The sequence below is a fragment of the Brevundimonas diminuta genome, assembly GCF_050310045.1.
Classification (GTDB): Bacteria; Pseudomonadota; Alphaproteobacteria; order Caulobacterales; family Caulobacteraceae; genus Brevundimonas; species Brevundimonas diminuta_F.
In genome coordinates, this window is record NZ_CP190005.1 from 630575 (window position 1) to 653223 (window position 22649).

The window sequence follows — 22649 nt, forward strand, 5'->3', positions numbered from 1 at the left end:
AAAGTCAGCCATCATGCCCACCCTATTGCCCACCTCGACCGCCGGCAGCCTGCCCAAACCTGTCTGGCTGGCCCAGCCCGAAACCCTCTGGTCGCCCTGGAAGCTGGAAGGCGAGGAATTGATCGAGGCCAAGCGGGACGCCCTGCGCCTGTCGCTGGACGATCAACGCCGCGCCGGCATCGACATCGTCAGTGATGGCGAACAGACCCGCCAGCATTTCGTCACCACCTTCATCGAGCATCTGGACGGGGTGGACTTCGAGAACCGCAAGACGATGCGTATCCGCAACCGCTATGACGCCAGCGTGCCGGTGGTCGTGGGCGCCGTCAGCCGACCGAAGTCGGTCTTCGTCGAGGACGCCCGATACCTTCGAGGCTTGACCGATCAGCCGATCAAATGGGCCCTGCCGGGGCCGATGACGATGATCGACACCCTCTATGACGACCACTACGGCAGCCGCGAGAAACTGGCCTGGGAGTTCGCCAAAATCCTCAACGAGGAGGCGAAGGAGCTTGAGGCCGCAGGCGTCGACATCATTCAGTTCGACGAGCCCGCCTTCAACGTCTTCTTTGACGAGGTCAACGACTGGGGCGTCGCCACGCTGGAAAAGGCGGCCGAGGGGCTGAAGTGCGAAACGGCCGTCCACATCTGCTACGGCTACGGCATCAAGGCCAACACCGACTGGAAGAAGACCCTGGGGTCGGAATGGCGCCAGTATGAGGAAGCCTTCCCCAAGCTCCAGACCTCCAGCATCGACATCATTTCGCTGGAGGCCCAGAACTCCCGCGTGCCGATGGATCTGATCGAACTGATCCGGGGCAAGAAGGTGATGGTCGGGGCCATCGACGTGGCGACCGACGCGATCGAGACTCCGGAGGAGGTCGCCGACACCCTGCGCAAGGCGCTTCAGTTCGTGGACGCCGACAAGCTCTATCCCGCCACCAACTGCGGCATGGCCCCCCTGTCGCGCCGGGTCGCCAACGGCAAGCTGAAAGCCCTGAGCGCGGGCGCCGAGATCATCCGTAAAGAGTTATCGGCCTGATTTTATGAGTGCTTTTCTGAGCCGCATGCGGCTGGATCCTTATATCGTCGCGATTATGGCCATGGTGGCGGTCGCGGCGGCGTTGCCCGCGCGCGGCGCTGGCAAGGATGTGCTGGATGTGGTGGTGGCGGCCGCCATCGCTACCCTGTTCTTCCTCTACGGCGCCCGGATATCGCCGCAGGCGATCTGGGCCGGCATCACCAACTGGCGGCTTCAGGGGCTGGTGTTCGGCGTCACCTTCATCGTCTTTCCGCTGATCGGGTTCGGGATCATGATGCTGGTCGACGGGCGGATCGACAGCGGTCTGGCTGTGGGTCTGCTGTTCGTGTCGCTGTTGCCGTCCACGGTTCAGTCGTCGATAGCCTTCACCTCGATTGCGCGGGGTAATGTTCCTGCCGCCCTGTGTTGCGCCTCTGTGTCCAATCTGGCCGGAGTGGTCATCACCCCCCTGTTGGCGGCGCTGTTCCTGAGCGCGGATGCGGGCGGCGTTTCGCTCGATTCCATACGGGACATCAGCCTGCAGATTCTCCTGCCCTTTATCGTCGGCCAGTGTGCCAGGCCCTTCATCGGCCAGTGGCTGAACCGTCAGAAGACGCTCACCATGCTGGTTGATCGCGGGTCCATCCTGCTGGTCGTCTATTCGGCGTTCAGCGCAGGCGTTGTCGCGGGGATATGGAACAAGGTGACGCCGCAGGGGCTGGCTCTGATCCTTGTGCTGGACGCCGTCATGCTGGCCGTGGTGATGGGATTTACGGTCGCGGTCAGCCGCTTTCTGCGCTTCGGTGTCGAGGATGAGATCGCCATCGTCTTCTGCGGCTCGAAGAAAAGCATGGCCAGCGGCCTGCCCATGGCCAACATCATCTTCCCGGCCAGCGCGGTGGGACTCATCGTCCTGCCGCTGATGCTGTTCCATCAGATGCAACTGATGGTATGCGCGGCGTTGGCCCGCCGTTACAGCCTGCGCCCTGAAGAGCCGACATCAGCCGTCACAGCGTCTGTATGAGTTCCGCCGCACACATATCCGCCGCCATGCCCATTCTGAACGACATCAGCGAAGAGATCGACCTGCGACGCCTCTTCGGCTCCTTCCCGACCGGGGTCACCGCCCTTTGCGCCGTGGATCGGAATGGGCCCGTCGGCATGACCGTCAGCGCCTTCACGGCGGTTTCGCTTCGTCCGCCCCTGGTGTCCGTGTGCGTCAGGCATGGCTCACGGACCTGGCGCCAACTGCGTACGCGCGAGCGTATCGGCATATCCTTCCTTGGCCATGGCCACGCCGCTGCGGCGCGTAGACTGGCCCGGAACGCCGATGACCGCTTCGAGGGGCTGGAATGCCAGCCCATTTCCGGCGGGGCGCTCTTTCTGACGGACGCGACCGCCTGGCTGGAATGCTCCATCGAGAAGGAAATTGAAGCCGGGGATCATGACATCGTTCTCTTCCGACTTCACAGGGCGGCGGTCGCTGATGGATCCATGCCGCTGGTTTTCCATTCCGGTGGTTTTCATACAATAACGCCTGTCACCCGGATGTCCTGAACTGCGTGCGGATGCATGGGTGATCTTTCGATCAGCCAGGTCGCCTGTGACTTGCGGCTTTCAGACAGGGAATGGCCGCCGTCATTATCCTTGGCGCTATCAGAAAAACGTCCGTAGCCGCGAATTCTCATCCTTTGGCCGCCATGCGCCGCACTTGGGGTCGGCGCTGGCTCTAGGAGGATCAAGCTCTCTCTCGGCAGGAGAGAAAAAGGATTACGGTGCGACCACCCGCACCTTGCCCGCCGCCTCGGTCGCACGGGCGCGCGCCTCGTCGGTGTCGGCGCCGCGCGCCAGGGCCACGCCCATGCGGCGGCGCTCGAAGGCCTCGGGCTTGCCGAACAGGCGCAGGTCGGCGGTCGGGACCGACAAGGCCTCGGCCACGCCCTCGAACGCCACGCCCTCGGCCTCTATCCCGCCGTAAATGACGGCGCTGGCGCCCGGCTCGCGCAGGGTCACATCGACCGGCAGGCCAAGGATGGCGCGGGCGTGCAGGGCGAACTCGCTCATCACCTGCGTCGCCAGCGTCACGAGACCGGTGTCGTGCGGACGTGGCGACACCTCCGAGAACCAGACCTCGTCGCCCTTCACGAACAGTTCGACGCCGAAGACGCCGAGCCCGCCCAGCGCGTCCGTCACCTTGGCCGCAATGGCCTGCGCCGTCTTCAGGGCGGCGGGGCTCATGGCCTGGGGCTGCCAGCTTTCGACATAGTCGCCCTTCTGCTGGCGGTGGCCGATGGGGGCGCAGAAGTCCGTGCGGATCGCGCCGTCACGCAGCGACCGGACGGTCAGCAGGGTGATCTCATAGTCGAAGTCGATCCGGCCCTCGACGATGACGCAGCCGCCCGCGACCCGGCCGGAGGCTTCGGCATAGGCCCAGGCGTCGGCCACGCCCTCCGGCCCCTCGACATAGGACTGGCCCTTGCCCGAGGACGACATCACCGGCTTGACGAAGCACGGAAAGCCCACGGCCTGCGCGCCCGCCGCCAGTTCTTCGGCCGAGGCGGCGAAGGCGTAGGGACTGGTCGGCAGGCCCAGTTCCTCGGCGGCCAGACGGCGGATGCCCTCGCGGTTCATGGTCAGCTGCGTCGCCCGCGCGGTGGGGATGACGCGGGCCAGACCCGCCGCCTCGATGCCCGCCAGCACATCGGTGGCGATAGCCTCGATCTCCGGCACGATGATGTGCGGCGCCTCGGCCAGGATCACGCCGTTCAGCACCTGGGCGTCGGTCATCGGGATGACGTGGCTGCGGTGCGCCACCTGCATGGCCGGGGCGTTGGCGTAGCGGTCGACCGCGATCACCTCGGCGCCGAGGCGCTGCAGCTCGATCGCCACCTCCTTGCCCAGCTCGCCCGAGCCCAGCAGCATGACGCGCGTGGCGTGGTCGGTAAGCGGCGTGCCGATCTTCATGGCGTCAGGCTCCGAAAAGTCGTTCAGGTTCCCGGCTCGGCCGGAACCGCATAGAGGCGACGAAACGCGTCCAGCGCCGCCCCGTGATAGATGGTGGCGTGGCTTTCAGCCGGGCGCGGGGTGAAGTCCCAGGTGACGCCGGGCAGGGCGTGGTCGCGCAGATTGGCGGTCAGCACATCCATCGGCGCCTGCATCATCTCGCCCTCGTCGCCCAGCGTCAGGATCAGGGTGCGCGGGTCGTTGGAGTGGTCGCGCAGATGGGCGCCGGACTGCCGGGCCAGCTGGCCGCCGTCCCACCACAGGCTGGGGCTGACGGCGACATAGGCGTCGAACATCTGCGGCTCCTTCAGGAAGGTCTCGACCACGAACAGGCCCGCGAGAGACTCGCCCATCAGCGCCGTCTCGCCGCTGGTGCGCAGGCGGCTCTCGATGAAGGGCTGAACCTCTTCGCCGATGAAGCGACGGAAGCGGTCGGAATGCCCCTGCGTCGGATAGCGGGCGATCAGTTCGGCGTCTTCCGTCGGCAGGGCCAGCTCATTGCGACGGTCGACCGAGGCGATGCCGACGACGATCACATCGCGCGTCGTACCGACGATGGTCCCCAGCTGGGCGATGCCCGAGATGTGGTGGAAATCCTGATCCTGACCGCCGTCAAGCACATAGAGGACGGGATAGGTCTGATTGCTTTCAGCATAGCCGGGCGGCAGCCAGACGTTGATCTCGCGCGTCTGGTTCATGACGGCCGAGGGCAGGGCGTAGGACTGGCCGATGACGACGGGCGTCTCTATCGCCATGGGGGCGGTTGTCTCGGCCAAGACAGGCGCGCCGCCTGCCATCGACAAGCCGAAGCTCAGGACGAGGGCGAGGCGGCGCATGAGGTTTACAGCCGGGCCTTTGCGGCTTCCACCACGGCCTCGGCGGTGATGCCGAACTCGCGGTAGAGGATTTCCGCCGGGGCCGAGGCGCCGAAGGACGACATGCCGACGAAGCCGCCGTCCTCGCCGATGAAGCGTTCCCAGCCCTGCTTGATCGCGGCCTCGACGGCGACGCGGACCGTGCCGCGACCGATAACGGCGTCCTGATAGGCCTTGGGCTGCTGCTCGAACAGGGCGAAGCAGGGGACCGACACCACGCGGGTCGGCACGCCTTCGGCCTCCAGCGTCTCGGCGGCCTTCAGCGCCAGGGCGACTTCGGTGCCGGTGCCGAACAGGGTGACTTTCGCCGGACCATTGGCGGCCTTCAACTCATAGGCGCCCTTCCGGGACAGGTTCTCGCCCGCGTCGGTGACGCGCACGGCCGGGGTCTTCTGGCGCGACAGGCACATGGCGGTCGGCGTGGTCTTGTTCTGCAGGGCGACCTGCCAGCACTCCAGCGCCTCGACCGTGTCGGCGGGGCGCATGGTCAGCAGGTTCGGAATGGCGCGCAGGGCGGCCAGATGCTCGACCGGCTGGTGCGTCGGGCCGTCTTCGCCCAGGCCGATGCTGTCGTGCGTCAGGACGTGGATCGCCCGCACGCCCATCAGGGCGCCCAGACGGATCGCCGGCCGGCTGTAGTCCGCGAACGCCATGAAGGTGCCGCCGTAGGGGATGACTCCGCCGTGCAGCGCCAGACCGTTCATCGCGGCGGCCATGCCGAACTCGCGGATGCCGTAGTTCAGGTAGCGCCCGGCATAGTCCGGCGCGTCCATGATCTGGGTGTTCTTGACGAAGGTGTTGTTCGAGCCGGTCAGGTCGGCCGAGCCGCCGACCATTTCCGGGATGGCGTTGAACACCGTCTCCAGCGCCTCGCCCGAGGACTGGCGCGTGGCCAGGGCGGGCTTGTCTTCGATCAGTTGCTTCAGCTTGGCGTCCAACGCCTCGAAGGCGCCGGTGGGCAGGTCGCCCGCCATGGCGCGGGTGAAGTCGTCGCGGTAGTCGTGGTTCAGCAGGCGGGCTTCCCACGCCTTGCGGGCCTTGCCGCCCTGCTTGCCGACCTTGGCCCAGGCGGTCCTGATCCCTTCGGGCAGTTCAAACGGCTCGAACGGCCAGTTCAGCCCCTGACGGGTGGCGGCGATTTCGATTGGCCCCAGCGCTGCGCCGTGGGTCTTGTGGCTGCCTTCCAGAGTGGCGGCGCCCTTGCCGATCTTGGTCTTGCACGCGATCAGCGTCGGCTTGTCCTGCTTGATCGCCCAGTTCAGCGCCTTCTGGATCTGCTTGTGGTCGTGGCCGTCGACGGCCTTGACCGCCCAGCCCGAAGCCTTGAAGCGCGCCAGTTGATCCGTGGCGTCCGACAGCGACACCTTGCCGTCGATGGTGATTTCATTGTCGTCCCACAGGACGCACAGCTTGTTCAGCTTCAGGCGGCCCGCCAGCGCGATCGCCTCCTGCGACACGCCTTCCATCAGGCAGCCGTCCCCGGCGATGACCCAGGTGCGGTGATCGACCAGATCCTTGCCGAAGCGCGCCGCCAGATGCCGCTCCGCCAGGGCGAAGCCGACCGAGGTGGCCAGTCCCTGACCCAGCGGGCCGGTCGTCGTCTCGATGCCCGTCATGTGGCCGTATTCGGGGTGGCCGGCGGTCTTGAAGCCCCACTGGCGGAAGTTTTCCAACTGTTCGCGCGTCGCGTCCTTATAGCCCGTCAGGTGCAGCAGGCTGTAGATCAGCATCGAGCCGTGGCCCGCCGACAGGATGAAGCGGTCGCGGTCGGCCCAGTCGGGACGGCTGGCGTCGAACTTCAGGAATTTCGAGTAGAGGACGGTGGCGACGTCCGCCATGCCCATCGGCATTCCGGGGTGGCCGCTCTTGGCCTTTTCGACGGCATCCATGGACAGCACCCGGATGGCGTCGGCCATCTGCTTGGGCGAAGGCTTGGCGAATGCGGCTTGAGCATCGGTCACGGCGAGACGTTTCCTCAGGAACAGGATAAAGCGGGGGCGGCGCCGCTTTACCCCGGCGCGCCGGCAGGTTCTACACGGAATCTGGAAGAAAGGACCCCCATGGACGCCGTTACGGCTGCAAAGGCGCGGATTGATCGGGCGCTGGCTGATCTGGAGCGCAAGGTGCTTGAGCTGAAGGCGAGGCCCGCCTCGGCGCCGCCGATCGCGGACGACGACCTGTTCGCGCCGCGTCCCTCGAACGCGGCCGACGTGGCGCGCATCGCCGAACTGGAGACAGCCGGTCAGGAAACCGCACAGGTCCTGGCCCGCGCCGCCGATGCGGTGCGCGAAGTGTTGGCGCAGCAACAGGCTCAACCGGCGCCTCAAGCCGGACAGGAGGCGAACTGATGGCGACGGTGACGGTAGAGGTCCACGGCCGCCCCTATGCGGTGGGATGCGCCGACGGCCAGGAAGCGCGCGTGCGTGATCTGGCGGCTCAGTTCAATGATCGCGTGCAGGGCGTCGCCGATCAGGTCGGACAGGTCGGCGACGTGCGTCTGTTCCTGATGGCCGCCCTGATGCTGGCCGACGAACTGCATGCCGCCAAAAGTCAGGCGGCGGTCCAGAACTCGGGTCGGGCCAAGTCGGCGGCTGCGGCGGCCGCTGTCGCGGCGCCCGTCCCGTCCAGCGACGGCGTGGCCGAGGCCCTGAACGCCGTGGCGGCGCGGATCGAGAAGATCGTCCAGGCGATATAACGCAACGCCTCTCCCTCCCCGTCTCGGGGAGGGTGGCTGAGGCCGTCAGGCCGAAGCCGGGTGGGGGCGGCGAGGCTATTCAGGCGCTGAGGGCCGATCACCAAGCCCTCCCCACCCGGTCGCAGGGCGACCACCCTCCCCATGATGGGGAGGGAGAAACGCGCGGTTCGCCATTGTTGAAACTCGTCCGAACGCCTATCTTGCGCAGCGGCGGGTCCTGCTGCGGCTCACGTCGAAGACAACATATCCTTCTGACCTTAATTCACTCATAGGGATCTGTCCCTGTCCGGGCTCGAGGGCCTGGGCATACGGAGCCCACCTGGCTACCCAGGTCGAGAGGATTTAAACGTTCTTCACGGCTCACGCGGCGCCGCCAACCTCTCTTTTTAGTGCGCTATCGCTCGCCGCGCGGCGGCTTGCTGCTTGAGCGCATGTCATGGCTACGCTGGCGATGCGGTCGCTCGCCCTTGCATAGTCGGCGAGTATTTCTCCAACCGTTCATCCTTCCGCCGTCATCCTCGGGCTTGACCCGAGGATCGAGTTGGGCGACGCGCTCGGCCTGTCGGCGTTCAGTGCGCCGTTGGGCTGGATCCTCGGGTCAAGCCCGAGGATGACGGCGGCAATTGGCGAAGGGCCGAGCGGCGATGACCCCCAAGCAAGAACTCCGCGCCGCCATGCGCGCCCTGCGCAAGCGTCTTGCCGGAGCCGACCCTGAGGCCGCCGAACGCGCGGCGGGCCACGCCGACGCCCTGCCGCCTGGCGAGACTGTCGCCCTGTATCACGCCATGGGTTCGGAGCTTGATGCGGACGCCTTGGCCCATACGCTGCATCAATCCGGCCGTCGCCTGTGTCTGCCGGTGGTGCTGGAGCGCGACGCCGCCATGATCTTCCGCCTCTGGGCGCCGGGCGAGCCGCTGGAGCTGGACGCCGCCGGATGCCCCGCGCCCCTGCCGCTGGGCGAGGTGGTGACGCCGGATCTGATCGTGACGCCCCTGCTGGCGTTCGACGCGCACGGCGGGCGGTTGGGGCAGGGCGGCGGCTACTACGACCGGACGTTCGCCGTGTTGCCCGATGCGCGCCGTATCGGCTTCGCCTATGCCGGTCAGGCGGTCGATCGCCTCGATCTGGAGCCGCACGACATCCGCCTGCATGGCGTTTTGACCGAGAACGGCTATAGAGCGATCCCATGAGATTGGCGTTTTTCGGTGACGTGGTCGGCAAGTCCGGGCGCGATGGACTTTCGGACCACCTGCCGGGGCTGAGGCGCGACCTCAGGCTCGACTTCGTGGTGGTCAATGCAGAGAACGCCGCGGGCGGTTTCGGCATCACCGAGAATACGGCCAACGACATCTTCAACGCCGGGGCCGACGTCCTGACGCTGGGCAACCACAGCTGGGACCAGCGCGAGGCCCTGACCTATATCGTGCGCGAGCCGCGCCTGATCCGCCCGGCCAACTATCCGCGCCTGATGGACGCGCCCGGGCGCGGCGCCGACGTCTTCGTCACGCCGGATGGTCGCCGGGTGCTGGTCATCAATGTGCTGGGCCGCGTTCACATGGACCCGATGGACGACCCCTTCAGCGCGGTGGAGCGCGAGCTGGAGGCCGCGCCTCTGGGCGTGGTCGCCGACGCCGTCATCGTCGACATGCACGCCGAGGCGACCAGCGAGAAGATGGGCATGGGCCACTTCTGCGACGGCCGCGCCAGTCTGGTGGTCGGCACCCACACCCACGTCCCGACCGCCGACGCCCAGATCCTGCCCGGCGGCACGGCCTATCAGACCGACGCGGGCGGCTGCTGTGACTACGACTCGGTCATCGGCAACGACAAGGAAGAGCCGCTACGCCGCTTCACCACCCGTCTGTCGGGCGGGCGCTACACCCCGGCCAGCGGCCCGGCCACCATCTGCGGCGTCTTCGTCGAGACCGACGACCGCACAGGTCTGGCCAGGCGGGTCGAGCCGATCCGCGTCGGCGGCCGTCTGAGCCAGGCGATCCCGCAGGTCTGAGCGCGTTCAGGCGCGCTTGGCCTGCACCAGTTGCTGACGCAGGGTGGCCAGCTGTTCTGCGCGGTGCTGCGGCGTGTGGGTCTGGGCCACATAGGTCTGGGCCGCGCGCGCCATATCCAGCCGAAGCTCAGGCGCCTGAATCAGTCGGTTGATGGCGTCTTCGAGCGTCTGCGGCGTCACCTCGTCGACATAGAGGGCGTGCGGGCCGCTGGCCTCGCGCAGGCCGCCGCGCCCCGATGAGATCAGCGCCGTGCCCGCCGCATGGGCCTCCAGCGCCGTCAGGCCCAGAGGCTCGGCCCAGACAGAAGGCGTCAGGGCGATGGACGCATGCTGCATCTCGGCGCGCACCTGCGCCAGCGGCGCCGACTTCAGCACACGCACCCGCTCGCCGAACCGTTCCAGCGGCGCAATGTGGGGTGCGGCCCAGTCAGCATGACGGTCCCAGTCGTTCAGCATCAGCACGGCGCGCCAGTCGGGATGGCGCTCCAGCACGGCGGGCAGGGCGGCGCAGATCACGTCCACGCCCTTTTCCGGCATGGCCCGTCCGGCGAAGGCGATCAGCGGCTCGCGCCCCTCGACCGGCGCGCGCCACAGGTCCACGTCGATGGGGTTGGGCACGGCGAAGGCCTTGGCCTCCAGCCGGGGGAAGTCCTTCAGGAAATCCAGCCGCGCCGCTTCGCTGACGAAGATCAGTCCATCCATGCGATTATAGCGCCGCTCATAGCGCCAGCGATCGATGAGGTGGCGCGGAGGCTTCACGGCATTGTGGCGATACAGGGTGATGGCCGCGTTCGGGAAATGCGAGGCGAGCGCCACGGCCTGCTGCGTCTGCTGATGGAATTCGATGACGTCGGGACGATAGTCCGCCAGCGCCTGACGCAGGGCGTTCAGCCGGTTCGTAGCAGGCAGGGTCTGCACCGGCAGGTCGCCGTGACTATGCGCGCCTTCACAGCAGAAGATGCGAACCCCGTCCCTGTCGGCCCGCGCCAGCGTGCGCGCCACCGTCTCCATCGAGTTCGGCTGGTGCAGGTCGAAGCGCGCGCCGACAGGCATGACGACGGCGGTTCTCATGGCCTGCGTGTCTCCGGTCAGTCGGGGGTTCAGTCGGCGTCTCTGGCGGCGGCGCGGGCTTCCAGCGCGCGCAGGCTGGCTTCTTCGGCCTTCAGGTCTTGGGTCAGCTGGGCCTTCAGCGCCGGATCGGCGATGGCGGTCAGCGCGACGCGCGTTTCCTGCACCGCCTGACGGCGGGCGGCGATCAGGCGCGACAGTTCGTCCGGCTCATGCAGGGCCGGGCCGGAGGCGGTCGGGCGACGGATCGCCTGAGCCTCCTGTACCTCGGTGGTTTTCAGCGCGGCGGCCTGCCGGGCGGCGGCTGCATCGCGCAGGGCGTGCTGGACGGGATCGCCGCCCTCGAACTCGCAGGCCGACAGCAGGGCGGCGCACGCGACGACGAGGATGAGGGCGGCGGCTCTCATCAGCCTTCGATCCAGTTCGGCATCCAGCCTTCGTGGAACTCACGCACATGGGCGACCGGCAGGCGGAACAGTTCGCCCGCCGCGCCCGCAGCGGCGAAGTCCGCGCCCTTGACCCGGCCGACGACCGCGGCGTGCAGCCCGGCCGCCCTGGCCTTGGCGATCAGGGCTTCGGCATCCGAAACGGCGACCAGATAACGGGCCTGATCCTCGCCGAACAGGAAGGCGTGGGCGTGGCCATGACTGGAGGCGTCCAGTTCGACGCCCACGTCCGAGGCCAGTGCGATGTCCGCCGCCGCCCCGACCAGACCGCCGTCCGACAGATCGTGGACGACCGTCAGTTCGCCTGCCTCGATCAGGCCGCGCACGAAGTCGCCGGTCTTGCGTTCCAGCTTCAGGTCGACCGGCGGCGGGGCGCCGTCCTCGCGGCCCAGAACTTCGCGCAGATAGATGGAGGCGCCCAGTTCGCCGGTCGTCTGGCCGATCAGCACCAGCTGGTCGCCCTCGGCCGCGCCGCCGAAGCCGGTCGTGACGTCATAGTTGGTCAGTAGACCGACCGCGCCGACCGTCGGGGTCGGGGGAATGGCGACGCCGTTGGTCTCGTTGTAGAGGCTGACGTTGCCGCTCACGACCGGGAAGTCCAGCTCGCGGCAGGCCTCGGCCATGCCGTCGGTGGCGCGCACGATCTGGCCCATGATCTCGGGGCGCTGCGGGTTGCCGAAGTTCAGGTTGTCGGTGATGGCGATCGGACGCGAACCGACGGCGGTCAGGTTGCGCCACGCCTCGGCCACGGCCTGCTTGCCGCCCTCATAGGGGTCGGCCTGAACATAGCGCGGGGTGCAGTCGCTGGTGACGGCCAGGCCCTTTTCCGTGCCGTGGACGCGGATCACCCCCGCATCGGCGCCGGTGGAGGAGTCCTGAAGCGTGTCGGCCATGACGTGGCGGTCGTACTGCTCCCAGATCCAGCGCTTGGACGCCATGTCGGGGCAGGCGACGACCTTCAGCACGGCGTCGTTCCAGCTGTCAGGCGCGGGCACTTCAGCCGGGTCGAGGCGCGGTTGCAACTCGGGCTGGACCCACGGGCGGTCATACAGGGGCGCATCGTCGAACAGCGGGGCCAGCGGCACGTCGCAGACCACGTCGCCGTGATGCTTCAGCACCAGATGGCCGGTGTTCGTAGTCTGGCCGATGATGGCGAAGTCCAGACCCCATTTCTGGAAGATGCGATAGCCGACGTCTTCATAGCCGGGCTTCAGCACGGCCAGCATCCGCTCCTGCGATTCCGACAGCATCATCTCATAGGCGGTCATGCCGGTTTCACGCTGGGGCACCTTGTCGAGGTCCAGCTCGACGCCGACGCCGCCCTTGCCCGCCATTTCCACTGAGGAAGAGGTCAGACCCGCCGCGCCCATGTCCTGAATGGCGGCGACTGCGCCAGACGCCATCAGCTCCAGCGTGGCCTCGATCAGCAGTTTCTCGGCGAAGGGGTCGCCGACCTGCACCGTCGGGCGCTTGGCGTCCGACTCGTCGTCGAACTCGGCCGAGGACATGGTGGCGCCGTGGATGCCGTCGCGGCCGGTCTTGGAGCCGAAATAGACCACGTCGTGGCCCGCTTCCGGCGCGGCCGAATAATAGATCTCATCGGCGCGGGCCAGGCCCACGCACATGGCGTTGACCAGGATGTTGCCGTTGTAGCCCTTGTGGAAGTTCGTCTCGCCCGCGACCGTCGGCACGCCGACGCAGTTGCCGTAGCCGCCGATGCCCGCGACCACGCCCTTGACCAGGCGCTTCGACTTCTCGTGCGACGGATCGCCGAAGCGCAGGGCGTTCAGCAGGGCCACCGGGCGCGCGCCCATGGTGAAGACGTCGCGCATGATGCCGCCCACGCCCGTCGCCGCACCCTGATAAGGCTCGATGTAGGAGGGGTGGTTGTGGCTCTCCATCTTGAAGATGCAGGCGTCGCCGTCGTCGATATCGATCACGCCCGCGTTCTCGCCGGGGCCGCAGATGACGCGATCGCCCGTGACCGGGAACTTCATCAGCTGCTTCTTGGACGACTTGTAGGAGCAGTGCTCGGACCACATGACCGAGAACACGCCCAGCTCGACCTGGTTGGGCTCGCGGCCCAGCCGGTCCAGGAGGACCTGATATTCATTGGGGGCGAGGCCGTACTCTTCGGCCAGTTGGGCGATGGTTTTTTGGGGCGCGCTCATGGGCGGGCCTTCTAGCCGTCTCTGCGGCGTCTGTCAGCCCATCAGCGGCGTTCGACGCCGCGCCTCAGGCCGAAGGTGAAGATGACGCCCGCGACCACCAGAACAAAGGCCGCCGCCAGCGCCAGAAAGGCCAGAACCGGCTTGACCTCCTGCTCGGCCACGAAGGCCCCGACCAGCGCCCAGGCCAGCGGCAGGGGATAGGCCAGCGTCCGCAGCGCCCAGGTGATTCCCACACCCGCCAGCGCGGTGACGATGACGGCCAGCAAGGCCCATCCCGTCGGCGACAGGGCGGCGGGCAGGGCGTCGAACGCGGTCGCCGCCGTGATCAGGTTCAGCGGCGCGGCGGCCGTCAGCCACCCCGCCAGCGCAGCCAGCGGCCAGATCAGGAACCAGCGGTCCCGCTCCATCATCCCGGTGTCGCGGATGGTCTGGAAACTGGCCAGCATCGGCAGCAGCAGGGCCAGCAGGGACGCGAAGATGACCACCACGCTGGCCGCCATCAGGTTCATCGCCGCCATGATGATCCAGAAGCCGATGCCGAAGAAGGCCACGACCGTCGGCCAGCCCATGCGGTTGATCAGGGTGCTCTCGCCCGTCTGCGGCAGGACCTGCCGCACCGCATAGGTCAGCACGCCCAGATACAGCAGCCCCCAGATGGAAAAGGCGTATCCCGCCACCCGCAGGGTCTGGTCGCCCTGTGCGGCGAACTCCGCCTGGCTCAGGCCGAAGCCGCCCAGCATCTGAACGGCCGGAACCGCCACGGCGAAGACGGCGGCGGCCAGCACGGCCAGACGGCGCGTCTGCTGGGCGGGGGTGGGGCGGGCGATGGCGGTCATGCGTCTCTCCGGCTCAGCTTCGCCTTCATCTACGCGCCGCGCGACGGAAGGTTCACCGCAGGCGCGCGGAACCGGCCGGGCGCATTCGGGCTTGCTGTTTCAGGACAGATGAAAGGAAGCCGCCATGGCCGAGAAACAGACCCCCGCCGAACCGACGATCAATGAGGAAGTCGCGACCAACCGCGCCCTTGAACAGGGTCTGGGCGTGGGCGCCCGCGAACTGGCCGCCATTCACGAATCCGGCGCCGAAGGCACGCTGGAACGCGACCTCGACGAAGACGGCGAACCTGCGAACGAAGCCGTTCAGGTCAGCGGCGCCGGCCGCAGCGCCAGCGTTCTGGCTCGTAAAGAGGGTTAGGCCGCCGCGTAGATGCTCTGGAACAGGGTCGCGCCGTCGGCGCTGCCCAGTTCGGCCTCGAACGCACGGTCCGGGTGGGGCATCATGCCCAGCACATTGCCGCGTTCGTTCTGCAGGCCCGCGATGTCGCCGACCGAGCCGTTGGGGTTGTCGACGTAGCGGAAGACCACCTGGCCCTCGCCCTCGATGCGCTTCAGCGTCTCGGCGTCGGCGAAATAGTTACCGTCGGCGTTGCCCTGGGTCATGACGACTTCACGCTGGCCCTGATAGCCCGAGGTGAAGCGGGTCTGGGCGTTGGCTACGGTGATGCTGATCGGCTTGCAGATGTATTTCAGGCTGCTGTTGCGCATCAGGGCGCCCGGCAGCATCCCGGCTTCGCACAGGACCTGGAAGCCGTTGCAGATGCCGACCACGGTGACGCCGTCGTCAGCGGCCTTCTTGACCGCCTGCATGATCGGGGCCTGGGCCGCCATCGCGCCGCAGCGCAGATAGTCGCCGTACGAGAAACCGCCCGGCAGCACGATCAGATCGAGGCCCTTGGGCAGTTCGGTCTCGGCGTGCCAGACCATCTGGACCTGCTCGCCAGTGGAACGTTCGACGGCGACCTTGCAGTCGCGATCGCAGTTGGAACCGGGGAATACAATGACAGCTGCGCTCATGGCCGGGCCTCCTAGCACCCTTCGGCGGGAATGTCAGGCGTCGCTTTGCTGCGGCTCGCGCCCTGTCATCCACGCCACGACCCAGACCGCGAAACCGGCCAGCGACAGGGCCACGCCGACCCAGCCGGTCGAGGTCCAGCCCCAGCCCGCCGCCACGGCCATGCCCGCCAATAATGGCCCGATGGCGTTGGCCGTGTTGAAGGCCGAGTGATTCAGGGCCGCCGCCAGCGTCTGGGCGTCGCCGGCCACGTCCATCAGCCGGGTCTGCAGCACCGAGCCCAGCCCGCCGCCGCCGCCGATCAGCAGCACGACGATCATCACCGCCCACAGATGGGGCGCCGCAAAGGGATACAGCGCCAGCGCCGCCGCGCTCCATAGCAACAGACCGCCCGCCGCCAGCATTCCGAATCGGTCGGCCGCCCACGCGCCCAGCAGATTGCCCGCCATCATCCCCAGCCCGAACAGGGCGAAGACCCACGGCATGACTTCCGGCCCCACGCCCGTCACCGCCTTCAGCGTCGAGGCCAGATAGGCGTAGACTGCGAACATCCCGCCGAAACCGACGGCGCCGACGCCCAGCGTCAGCCACACCTGGCCCCGCTTCAGGGCGCCCAGTTCACGCCACGGGCTGGCGTCAGGATGGGCCGGATCGCGCGGCGCGAACAGGGCGACCAGCGCCATGGTCAGCACCGCCAGCACGCTGACGATGGCGAAGGTCCAGCGCCAGCCGAAGCTGTGGCTGACCGCATTGGCGACCGGCACGCCGATGACGGTCGCGACCGTCAGGCCCAGCAATATGGTCGAGACGGCCCGCGTCCTCAGTCTCAACGGCACCAGCGACGCCGCCACCAGCGCCGCCACGCCGAAGTAGGCGCCGTGCGGAATGCCGCTGAGGAAGCGGAAGACCAGCATCCACTCATAGGTCGGCGCCATGGCGCTGAGGGCGTTGCCGACGGCGAACAGGGCCATGAAGCCGATCAGCAGCAGCCAGCGCGGCAGGCGCGCGCCCAGCACGGCCAGAATCGGCGCGCCGATCACCACGCCCGCGGCATAGGCGCTGATGACATGGCCGGCCTTGGGTTCGCTGACGCCGAGGCCCGCCGCGAAGTCGGGCAGGACGCTCATGGCGGCGAACTCGGTCACGCCGATGGCGAAGCCGCCCATGGCCAGCGCCAGCAGCACCAGCGCCATCTTGCCCGGCTCGACGACGCGCTCGACAGCAGGAGCGGGCGCGGCGCAGCGCGGATCGTCGATGCAGGGAGCGTCGGCAGGGGGCATGAATTGTCGCGATGCAGCAAGGGAAGGTTGTGCTGCAAAATAGGAACGCCGCCCGCGGCATCAACCGGGGGCGGCGTCAAAGCGGTCATCACGCTTTGTATCGGGCGATCAGCCCCGGTTCTCGTAGGTCGCGGTGATCGACGCCTTGGCCAGCGTGTGGAAATGCAGGTTGAAGCCGAACACGGCGCCCGAGTTGTCTTCCGTCACGTCCAGCCGCTCCACGTCCACGGCGAAGACGGTGAAGATATAGCGGTGCGGACCGTGGCCGGGCGGCGGGGCGGCGCCGCCGAAACCGGCCTCGCCATAGTCGGTGCGGCCCTGCACGGCGCCCTTGGGCAGGTCGGCGCCGCCCACGGCGCCCGCGCCTGCGGCCAGTGCGGCGACGTCCGCCGGGATGTTGGCGACCGTCCAGTGCCAGAAGCCGGAGCCGGTCGGAGCGTCGGGGTCATAGCAGGTGACGGCGAAGCTCTTCGTCCCCTCCGGCGCGCCCGACCAAGACAGTTGCGGTGAGGTGTTTCCCAGCGCCTTGACCTGGGCGTCAGGCAGGACGCCGCCGTCGGAAAAGTCGGTTGAGGTGACGGTGAAGCTCATGGCTTGGCTCTTTCTTTGGCGCTGTTCGATCAGCTTTAAATGAACGTGAGACGCATCGCAGGTGTTGCGTCGCGACATTCTGTCCTTAGCTTGAGGTCAAGCTGTCTTGATGAGCGGAGGAACGGGATGCTGCAAGCCCTGTTGGACCGAACCTTTCAGACGCGGTCGATCCGGGTGCGATTGCCGGACGGTCGTGAACTGACGGCAGGGCCGGGTGAACCGGAGCTGACGGCTGTGCTGACGGACATGAAGACCGCCGTCGCCATCGCCGCCAACCCCGATCTGGCGCTGGGCGAAGCCTTCATGGACGGCACGTTCCGCATCGAGGGCGGCAGCATCTATGACTTCCTGCAACTGACGACATCCCAGTTGGCGCTACGGCCGCGATCGCCGAAGATGACCTGGATGCGGCGGCTCAAGCGTGGAGCGGAACAGGCTAATGACCGGCTGAACGCCCGCAGCAACGTCAGCCACCACTACGATCTGACGGTCGACTTCTATCGCCTGTTTCTGGACGAGGACCTGCAATATTCCTGCGCCTTCTTCGAGCGGGCGGACGCCAGTCTGGAAGAGGCGCAGGTCGCCAAGAAGCGCCGCCTGATCGATAAACTGCTGTTGAGGTCAGGCCATACCGCTCTGGACATCGGCGCCGGATGGGGCGGGCTGGGCCTGTCGATGGTCGAGCGGGGCGCGCAGGTGACGGGCGTCACCCTGTCCACCGAACAGCATCGAACGGCCAATGAGCGCGCGACGGCGCTGGGCGTCACGGACCGGGCCGATTTCCGGCTTCAGGACTATCGCGACCTGAACCAGACCTTCGATCGCATCATCTCGGTGGGGATGTTCGAGCACGTCGGCGTGCCGAATTATCAGGAGTATTTCGACACGGTCGCGCGCCTGCTGGATGACGACGGGGTGGCGGTGATCCACTCCATCGGCCGCAACTCGCCGCCCAACCGCACCCAGCCGTGGGTGCGCAAATACATCTTCCCCGGCGGCTATATCCCGGCCCTGTCCGAGGTTCTTCCCGCCATCGAGCGCGCGGGGCTGTGGGTCACGGACATGGAGGTGCTGCGGCTGCACTACGCCGAGACGCTGCGGCACTGGCGCGAGCGGTTCCTGGCCCGGCGCGGCGAGGCGCTGGCCATGTATGACGAGCGCTTCTGCCGGATGTGGGAGTTCTACCTCGCCGCCAGCGAGGTCGCCTTCCGCGAACTGGGCCACATGGTTTTCCAGCTGCAACTGACGAAGAAGCAGACGGCCGTGCCGCTCAGCCGCGACTATCTGTGCGGCTAGGATAGCTATGGAACGATTGGCGGCGGGGGCGGTGGAAAGCGACGGCTCAACGTCGGAGAGTTCAGCTTATCATCCGTGCAGAGGTAGCAGTTGTACTCCGCGTTTAGCATCAAGTCGAAAGCCGAGTAGGTCTTGAGTTCTGCTTCAAGGGCCGTCTTGTCACCGTACCCGCAGCCGCTCGTCATGACACTCGTGCCTTCCGTCGTCAGGAGGATATGCCTCACGAAGATAGCTGGGTGAGCCGGATGGTCCGGCTGGGTGACGAGATAGAGATTCAACATGCGGTCGTCGCGATAGGCAGACGTTCCGCGATCATATTCTTCGGCGACGATGGCCGGGCGGTTCTTGATTTCGGAAACCAAGGCGTCGAAGCTCTTGGCGCAATCGAGAAAATCACTCCCTCCAATTTGCTGGACCGACTGCTCTTGCGAACAGCCGGCCAGTAAAAAAGCCGCCCCGATCAACAGGGCGGCTTTCATCAGGCGATCTCCATCCGGTAGCCCTCGATGACCGTATTGGCCAGCAGGGTCTCGCACATGCGCTTCACCTCGGCCTCCTTGTCGGCGACGGCGTCGTCGAGGTCGAACTCGATCAGCTTGCCGACGCGGGCGTTCGCGACGCCGCTCCAGCCCAGACCCTGCAGGGCGCCTTCGACGGCCTTGCCCTGGACGTCCAGGACGCCGGGCTTGAGGAAGACGTGAACTTTAACCTTGGCCATTAATGCAGCCCTCCCTGAATCACGGTCGGCATGTCCTTCATGATGCCGAGGCGGCGGGCCACCTCGGTGTAGCTTTCGATGACGTCGCCCATGTCGCGGCGGAAGCGGTCCTTGTCCAGCTTCTCGCCCGTGGTCGAATCCCACAGGCGGCACGAGTCGGGGCTGATCTCATCGGCCAGGATGACGCGGGCGAAGTCGTTCTCCCACACGCGGCCGAACTCGATCTTGAAGTCGACCAGGGTGATGCCGACGGCGCCGAACATGCCGCACAGATAGTCGTTCACCCGCACCGTCATGGCCAGGATGTCGTCCAGCTCCTGCGTCGTGGCCCAGTTGAACGCCGTGATGTGCTCTTCGGTCACCATCGGGTCGTTCAACTCATCCTTCTTGTAGTAGAATTCGATGATCGAACGGGGCAGGGGCGTGCCCTCTTCCTGGCCCAGGCGCTGGGCCAGCGAGCCGGCGACGACGTTGCGGCAGACGACTTCCAGCGGAATGATCTCGACTTCGCGGATCAGCTGCTCACGCAGGTTCAGGCGCTTGATGAAGTGGTTGGTCACGCCGATCGTGTTCAGGCGCGACATGATGAATTCGCTGATGCGGTTGTTGATGACGCCCTTGCCCTCAAGCGTCGCCTTCTTCTGCGCGTTGAAGGCGGTGGCGTCGTCCTTGAAATACTGGATCAGCGTGCCCGGCTCAGGCCCCTCGTACAGGATCTTGGCCTTGCCCTCGTAGAGCTTCTTGCGCTTGGTGTTCATCTTCGGGTCCCGGGCGGGAAGGAAAAGGACGGCCTCAAAACGAAAAACGCGCGGCCCGAAGGTCGGGGCGGCGCGGTCCCTGAATTGATGGCGGCTATATAGGGCCACGCGCCCTTTAACCGAAGGGCGTCTGTGACACAAATATCCTGAACCCTTCCTGCGTCGGCGCCGACGATCGAAGTCTGGTTGCGTTCGCTCGCGCCGGGGGCCATAGAGCCGTTTGCGGACACGACTTGGTCCGTGACTGGAGTTACGACGCGCATGACGACCTTCGACGATCGGGAACGGGCCTATGAGGCCAAGTTCGCCCTCGATCAGGAACAGGAATTCAAGGCCATCGCGCGTCGCAACAAGATGCTGGGCCTGTGGGCGGCCGAGAAGATGGGCCTGTCGCCGGAAAGCGCCGAGCAATACGCCGCCGCCGTAGTCCGCGCCGATTTCGAGCAGCCGGGCGATGAAGACGTCTTCCGCAAGGTGGCGGGCGACTTCAAGGCTTCGGGCCTGACGGTGTCCGAGGGCGAGCTGCGCTCCAAGATGGATGAGTTCGCATCCATCGCGCGTGAGCAGATCCGCGCCGGCGAGTGATCGCCGCCTGACCGGCGAATCTTATGGCTGAAACGACATAAGGGCCGCGACCTGCGAAGGTTGCGGCCCTTATTCGATCGACGTTCCGCCGGGGGAAACAGAACGGACCGGCCGGGCGTCACGCGCCCTGTTTTCGCAATGCCCCGGTCGGTGAAAGGTTCCCGATCCGCCTGGCGATCTACTTAGGGGTCAGAACCGTGTCGATGACGTGGATCATGCCGTTCGACTGGGCCACATCGGCCTGTTTGATGGTGGCGGTCCCGCCCTTGGCGTCGGTGATCCGCCATTGGCCGCCGCCTGTATCGGCGATGGTCAGCTTCTCGCCCTGAACTGTGGTCAAAGTCGCCTTGCCGCCGTTGGACTGGGCCTGGGCGGCGATGTCGGCGGCCGTCAGGCGACCCGGCACGACGTGATAGGTCAGCACCTTGACCAGATCGGCCTTGTGCGCGGGCTGCATCCAGCCTTCACGCGTGGCCGCTGGAATCCTGTCGAAGGCCGCATTGTCGGGCGCGAAGACGGTGAAGGGGCCGGGACCCTGAAGCCGTGTCGTCAGATCGGCGGCCTGAATGGCGCTGACCAGGGTGGTCAGGTTCGACGCCTTGCTGGCGTTGGCCACGATGTTGTCGGCCGGGTTCATGGCGGCGCCGCCCATGCTGGGCTCGGTCGTGGCGGCCGGGACCGAAGGGGCGGGCGTCTCGATGGGCGCCGGTTCCTTCTTCGGCTCATTCTGTCCGCAGGCGGCCAGGGTCATGAGGGCTGCGGCGGAAGCGGCCGGTAATGCAAAGATGCGGGCGATCTTCATGGCTGTTTCTCCTTCGGCGGCGCGCATGAGGGCGGCCTTCCAACCAGAGAATTACGACTCAGCGCCGCAAAGGATGCGAGCGGCCGATGATTTTTCCGCCCGCACCCGTCGATATCTAAACGACGCGGGCCGGATCAGTCGGCGAAGACGATGGTCTTGCCGTCATGCATCAGGATGCGGTCGTTCAGGTGGTGCGACACGGCCCGCGCCAGCACGCGCCGCTCGATATCGCGCCCCTTGCGGATCAGGTCTTCGGGGGCGTCACGGTGGCTGATGCGCTCGACGTCCTGTTCGATGATCGGGCCTTCATCCAGATCGGCGGTGACATAGTGGGCCGTGGCGCCGATGACCTTCACCCCGCGCGCATGGGCCTGATGATAGGGCTTGGCGCCCTTGAAGCCCGGCAGGAAGGAGTGGTGGATGTTGATGCAGCGGCCCGCCAGCTGCGCCGACAGGTCGTCGGACAGGATCTGCATATAGCGCGCCAGCACCACCAGTTCCGTGCCGGTCTCCTCGATCAGGGACAGCAGCTTGGCTTCCTGCGCGGGCTTGTCGCCGTTCATGGGCAGGTGGTGGAAGGGCAGGTCACCCAGATCGACGTGGCCGATCATGTCGCGCGGGTGGTTGGAGACGATGGCCGTCACCTGCATCGGCAGTTCGTCGATGCGCCAGCGATACAGCAGGTCCGCCAGACAGTGATCGAACCGCGAGGTCAGGATCATCACCCTGCGCGGTTCCGGCCCGCGCAGGGTCCACTCCATTTCGAACGGCTCAGCCAGCGGGGCGAAGGCGTCGCGGATGGCCTGTTCGGAATCGCGCTCTGACGGCTCGAACACCACGCGCATGAAGAACTGGCCGCTCTGGGCGTCGCCGAACTGCTGGGCGTCGGAGATGTTGGCGTCCCGCTGCAGCAGGAAGGCGGAGACGGCCGCCACAATGCCGTGGCGGTCGGGGCAGGACAGGGTCAGGATCATCAGGCAGTCGGCTTAGTCAGGGAGGAAGTCGCCCAGTATGGCCCAGCTTTGCGCCTTTGCCGACAAGGATATTGCGTGCGCTGGGCTGGAGGACGGCAAATCGACCAGAGAAAGCTTCTTTTTTCCGCCCAGAATGCGCCGCCCCAGCCGCGCCGCCAGCCCGCCGTTGAAGGCGACGGCGCGCAGATGCGGCAGGCTGTCGACCAGACTGAGCAGATCGGCCGCCTCGGGCGAGCGGATTGCCGCGTCCAGACTGCCGGATCGCTCCGCCGAGGCGATGACGTCCCACAGCCCCACGCCGCGCGCCTTGAGCCGCGCCAGCCGGGCGTCATAGTCCAGCGCCGGGAGATCCTCGCCCAGCAGCCCGCCGATCAGCGGCCAGAAGGCGTTGCGCGGATGGGCGTAATACTGGGCCGCCTTCAGCGAGGCGTCGCCCGGCAGGCTGCCGAGGATCAGCAGACGGGTGCGCGCGTCGACAACGGGGGCGAAGCCGACGCTGCGCATGGG

At 66.8% G+C, this 22649-nt stretch carries 26 protein-coding genes and 1 other RNA gene; 11 read left to right on the plus strand and 16 right to left on the minus strand.

The genetic code is table 11. The features are described 5' to 3' along the window. Positions 1 to 13 precede the first annotated feature (13 nt). The 3 genes from ACORJG_RS03000 to ACORJG_RS03010 are packed head-to-tail and all read left to right on the plus strand — an operon-like array spanning position 14 to position 2578. The gene (locus tag ACORJG_RS03000) at positions 14 to 1042 is read left to right on the plus strand and encodes a methionine synthase (RefSeq protein ID WP_427791501.1); all 1029 of its coding nucleotides are present in this window, start codon (positions 14 to 16) and stop codon (positions 1040 to 1042) included. Between the two features lie 25 nt (positions 1043 to 1067). Then, on the plus strand, positions 1068 to 2045 hold the full coding sequence (locus ACORJG_RS03005; protein WP_427791503.1) for a bile acid:sodium symporter family protein: 978 nt from the start codon (positions 1068 to 1070) through the stop codon (positions 2043 to 2045). After that, positions 2042 to 2578, plus strand: a complete 537-nt coding sequence (locus ACORJG_RS03010) for a flavin reductase family protein (RefSeq protein WP_427791505.1) — start codon at positions 2042 to 2044, stop codon at positions 2576 to 2578. Before ACORJG_RS03005 ends, ACORJG_RS03010 begins: the two co-directional genes overlap by 4 nt. Positions 2579 to 2791: 213 nt before the next feature. Here the strand turns inward: ACORJG_RS03010 and purT are convergent, their stop codons facing one another. From purT to tkt, 3 genes are read right to left on the minus strand one after another with little or no spacing between them, the layout of a single operon-like run. Further along, a complete protein-coding gene (gene purT / locus ACORJG_RS03015; RefSeq protein WP_427791507.1) occupies positions 2792 to 3985 on the minus strand; it encodes a formate-dependent phosphoribosylglycinamide formyltransferase in 1194 nt (397 codons plus the stop codon). Between the two features lie 23 nt (positions 3986 to 4008). Further along, positions 4009 to 4860 carry an alpha/beta hydrolase gene (locus tag ACORJG_RS03020; protein WP_427791509.1) on the minus strand — a complete coding sequence of 284 codons (852 nt, stop codon included), beginning with the start codon at positions 4858 to 4860 and terminating at the stop codon, positions 4009 to 4011. Between the two features lie 5 nt (positions 4861 to 4865). After that, positions 4866 to 6815, minus strand: a complete 1950-nt coding sequence (gene tkt / locus ACORJG_RS03025) for a transketolase (protein ID WP_427792950.1) — start codon at positions 6813 to 6815, stop codon at positions 4866 to 4868. A gap of 144 nt (positions 6816 to 6959) precedes the next feature. Between tkt and ACORJG_RS03030 the strand changes: the two genes are divergently transcribed. The 5 genes from ACORJG_RS03030 to ACORJG_RS03050 all read left to right on the plus strand — a co-directional run bounded on the left by ACORJG_RS03030 (position 6960) and on the right by ACORJG_RS03050 (position 9602). Then, a complete protein-coding gene (locus ACORJG_RS03030; RefSeq protein ID WP_427791511.1) occupies positions 6960 to 7247 on the plus strand; it encodes a hypothetical protein in 288 nt (95 codons plus the stop codon). After that, a complete protein-coding gene (locus ACORJG_RS03035; RefSeq protein ID WP_427791513.1) occupies positions 7247 to 7594 on the plus strand; it encodes a cell division protein ZapA in 348 nt (115 codons plus the stop codon). The genes ACORJG_RS03030 and ACORJG_RS03035 overlap by 1 nt, the downstream gene beginning before the upstream one ends. Positions 7595 to 7808: 214 nt before the next feature. Next, positions 7809 to 7969, plus strand: a non-coding RNA gene (gene ssrS, locus ACORJG_RS03040) — 6S RNA. Positions 7970 to 8238: 269 nt separating this feature from the next. Further along, positions 8239 to 8784 carry a 5-formyltetrahydrofolate cyclo-ligase gene (locus tag ACORJG_RS03045; RefSeq protein WP_427791514.1) on the plus strand — a complete coding sequence of 182 codons (546 nt, stop codon included), beginning with the start codon at positions 8239 to 8241 and terminating at the stop codon, positions 8782 to 8784. Further along, positions 8781 to 9602, plus strand: coding sequence for a TIGR00282 family metallophosphoesterase (locus tag ACORJG_RS03050; protein WP_427791516.1), 822 nt, complete (start codon positions 8781 to 8783; stop codon positions 9600 to 9602). Before ACORJG_RS03045 ends, ACORJG_RS03050 begins: the two co-directional genes overlap by 4 nt. 6 nt (positions 9603 to 9608) lie before the next feature. Here the strand turns inward: ACORJG_RS03050 and ACORJG_RS03055 are convergent, their stop codons facing one another. Genes ACORJG_RS03055 through ACORJG_RS03070 form a run of 4 tightly spaced genes read right to left on the minus strand, consistent with a single transcriptional unit; the run spans position 9609 to position 14123 of the window. Further along, positions 9609 to 10673 carry a glycosyltransferase family 4 protein gene (locus tag ACORJG_RS03055; protein ID WP_427791518.1) on the minus strand — a complete coding sequence of 355 codons (1065 nt, stop codon included), beginning with the start codon at positions 10671 to 10673 and terminating at the stop codon, positions 9609 to 9611. A gap of 29 nt (positions 10674 to 10702) precedes the next feature. Next, the gene (locus ACORJG_RS03060) at positions 10703 to 11077 is read right to left on the minus strand and encodes an indole-3-glycerol-phosphate synthase (protein WP_427791520.1); all 375 of its coding nucleotides are present in this window, start codon (positions 11075 to 11077) and stop codon (positions 10703 to 10705) included. Then, a complete protein-coding gene (gene purL / locus ACORJG_RS03065; protein ID WP_427791522.1) occupies positions 11077 to 13287 on the minus strand; it encodes a phosphoribosylformylglycinamidine synthase subunit PurL in 2211 nt (736 codons plus the stop codon). The genes ACORJG_RS03060 and purL overlap by 1 nt, the downstream gene beginning before the upstream one ends. A gap of 41 nt (positions 13288 to 13328) precedes the next feature. Then, positions 13329 to 14123: a hypothetical protein gene (locus ACORJG_RS03070; RefSeq protein ID WP_427791524.1), complete on the minus strand. Its 795-nt coding sequence runs from the start codon at positions 14121 to 14123 to the stop codon at positions 13329 to 13331. A 124-nt stretch (positions 14124 to 14247) separates the two neighbouring features. Between ACORJG_RS03070 and ACORJG_RS03075 the strand changes: the two genes are divergently transcribed. Then, complete coding sequence (locus tag ACORJG_RS03075; protein ID WP_427791526.1) at positions 14248 to 14481, plus strand: hypothetical protein; 234 nt, start codon at positions 14248 to 14250, stop codon at positions 14479 to 14481. Here the strand turns inward: ACORJG_RS03075 and purQ are convergent. The 3 genes from purQ to ACORJG_RS03090 all read right to left on the minus strand — a co-directional run bounded on the left by purQ (position 14478) and on the right by ACORJG_RS03090 (position 17009). Next, positions 14478 to 15140: a phosphoribosylformylglycinamidine synthase subunit PurQ gene (gene purQ, locus ACORJG_RS03080; protein ID WP_087141086.1), complete on the minus strand. Its 663-nt coding sequence runs from the start codon at positions 15138 to 15140 to the stop codon at positions 14478 to 14480. The genes ACORJG_RS03075 and purQ overlap by 4 nt on opposite strands. Positions 15141 to 15173: 33 nt before the next feature. Then, positions 15174 to 16418 (minus strand): MFS transporter, encoded by a 1245-nt coding sequence (locus tag ACORJG_RS03085; RefSeq protein WP_427791528.1) that lies wholly within the window; start codon positions 16416 to 16418, stop codon positions 15174 to 15176. Positions 16419 to 16526: 108 nt separating this feature from the next. Further along, a complete protein-coding gene (locus tag ACORJG_RS03090) occupies positions 16527 to 17009 on the minus strand; it encodes a YbhB/YbcL family Raf kinase inhibitor-like protein (RefSeq protein WP_427791530.1) in 483 nt (160 codons plus the stop codon). A 126-nt stretch (positions 17010 to 17135) separates the two neighbouring features. On the opposite strand from ACORJG_RS03090, the gene ACORJG_RS03095 reads away from it, so the two are divergent. Beyond that, on the plus strand, positions 17136 to 18305 hold the full coding sequence (locus ACORJG_RS03095; RefSeq protein ID WP_427791532.1) for a class I SAM-dependent methyltransferase: 1170 nt from the start codon (positions 17136 to 17138) through the stop codon (positions 18303 to 18305). A 5-nt stretch (positions 18306 to 18310) separates the two neighbouring features. Here the strand turns inward: ACORJG_RS03095 and ACORJG_RS03100 are convergent, their stop codons facing one another. Genes ACORJG_RS03100 through purC form a run of 3 tightly spaced genes read right to left on the minus strand, consistent with a single transcriptional unit; the run spans position 18311 to position 19781 of the window. Beyond that, on the minus strand, positions 18311 to 18784 hold the full coding sequence (locus tag ACORJG_RS03100; RefSeq protein ID WP_427791534.1) for a hypothetical protein: 474 nt from the start codon (positions 18782 to 18784) through the stop codon (positions 18311 to 18313). Then, positions 18784 to 19023: a phosphoribosylformylglycinamidine synthase subunit PurS gene (gene purS / locus ACORJG_RS03105; RefSeq protein WP_427791535.1), complete on the minus strand. Its 240-nt coding sequence runs from the start codon at positions 19021 to 19023 to the stop codon at positions 18784 to 18786. The genes ACORJG_RS03100 and purS overlap by 1 nt, the downstream gene beginning before the upstream one ends. Next, positions 19023 to 19781: a phosphoribosylaminoimidazolesuccinocarboxamide synthase gene (gene purC, locus ACORJG_RS03110; protein ID WP_427791537.1), complete on the minus strand. Its 759-nt coding sequence runs from the start codon at positions 19779 to 19781 to the stop codon at positions 19023 to 19025. Before purC ends, purS begins: the two co-directional genes overlap by 1 nt. Before the next feature lie 261 nt (positions 19782 to 20042). Between purC and ACORJG_RS03115 the strand changes: the two genes are divergently transcribed. Continuing rightward, positions 20043 to 20366, plus strand: a complete 324-nt coding sequence (locus ACORJG_RS03115) for a DUF1476 domain-containing protein (RefSeq protein WP_346528995.1) — start codon at positions 20043 to 20045, stop codon at positions 20364 to 20366. Positions 20367 to 20544: 178 nt separating this feature from the next. On the opposite strand, the gene ACORJG_RS03120 is transcribed toward ACORJG_RS03115, so the two are convergent. The 3 genes from ACORJG_RS03120 to ACORJG_RS03130 form a co-directional block, all read right to left on the minus strand. Further along, entirely contained in the window at positions 20545 to 21168 is a 624-nt protein-coding gene (locus ACORJG_RS03120; RefSeq protein ID WP_427791539.1) for a fasciclin domain-containing protein, read from the minus strand. A gap of 134 nt (positions 21169 to 21302) precedes the next feature. Continuing rightward, entirely contained in the window at positions 21303 to 22142 is an 840-nt protein-coding gene (gene purU, locus ACORJG_RS03125) for a formyltetrahydrofolate deformylase (protein WP_427791541.1), read from the minus strand. 12 nt (positions 22143 to 22154) lie between these two features. Then, positions 22155 to 22646, minus strand: coding sequence for a DNA-deoxyinosine glycosylase (locus tag ACORJG_RS03130; protein ID WP_427791543.1), 492 nt, complete (start codon positions 22644 to 22646; stop codon positions 22155 to 22157). Between the last annotated feature and the right edge of the window lie 3 nt (positions 22647 to 22649).